Source organism: Criibacterium bergeronii (genome assembly GCF_001693775.2).
Classification (GTDB): domain Bacteria; phylum Bacillota; class Clostridia; order Peptostreptococcales; family Filifactoraceae; genus Peptoanaerobacter; species Peptoanaerobacter bergeronii.
Window position 1 is genome coordinate 1 of sequence record NZ_MBEW02000072.1, and the last position, 902, is coordinate 902.

Genomic DNA, 902 nt, shown 5'->3' on the forward strand with positions numbered 1-902 from the left:
TTCATTTCCGGGGTGTATGGTGGTATGTGCGTTATTACTATGTTTTTTGGTATGTCTAAGTCTTTTGATTTGTACCATGTCGCTCCATCACATACTAAAATTATTATGTCATTTTTATATTCTTTAGATAGTTGTTTTAAAAATATTTTCATACAATTTGTATTACAACTCGGCATAATTAAAAAGAAGTTTTCTCCTGTGTTAGGTTCCACTGCTCCATACACATACCTATATTCTCTTATGTGATGGCATGGAGCTGTTGGTCTTGTTCCTTTTTTACACCAACAATGTTTTGGCTTATTTATTCTGCCAAATCCTGCTTCATCTTGAAACATAAGTCTTACTTTTTTATAAGGGCTATCGCTTTCCAAGCTTTTTACCGTTTCGTTAATTTTTTTGAGGTTTCTATAGCCTCTTCGCTTGCTTTCTTAGGGTGTTTACTTCTTGGCATTACTTTTCTCCAATTATGTCTATCTAACACCATATAAATATATCCTCTTCCTGTATCTTTTCCTATTTTTTTGTCAAATGCTTGTTTTATATCTTTTACGGTTACTATCTGTCCTTTTTCTGCTTGTTTTTGAAACTCCTTTAGGATTTCTTTTTCTTTTTCTTCCGATAAGCTTCTATTGTTTGCTTTATACTTTGATTTAACAAATTCATATGGTCCTTCTTTTTTAAATTTTTTTGTCAAAAGTGTTACCCAAGTATTTGAAAAGCCGGTAATGTTTGCTATTTCACTATTTGATTTTCCTTCATATCTTAGAGCAATAGCTCTCAATCTTTTATCTACATTCTTATTTTTATTTTCTTTCATTAATTTTTTTACTATTCCATATTCTTCTTTTGTTATTTGTATTTTATTCATAGTCCACCTCAAGATATATTATACTACTTAATTT

Annotated in this window: 2 protein-coding genes; both read right to left on the minus strand. The window is 29.9% G+C overall.

Features of this window, described 5'->3' with window-relative positions; translation table 11 throughout:
- The coding region (locus tag BBG48_RS10815) for an IS630 family transposase (RefSeq protein ID WP_116170993.1) at positions 1 to 371 on the minus strand (371 nt) is incomplete at its 3' end.
- A 5-nt stretch (positions 372 to 376) separates the two neighbouring features.
- Positions 377 to 868, minus strand: coding sequence for a helix-turn-helix domain-containing protein (locus BBG48_RS10820; RefSeq protein WP_068912989.1), 492 nt, complete (start codon positions 866 to 868; stop codon positions 377 to 379).
- Between the last annotated feature and the right edge of the window lie 34 nt (positions 869 to 902).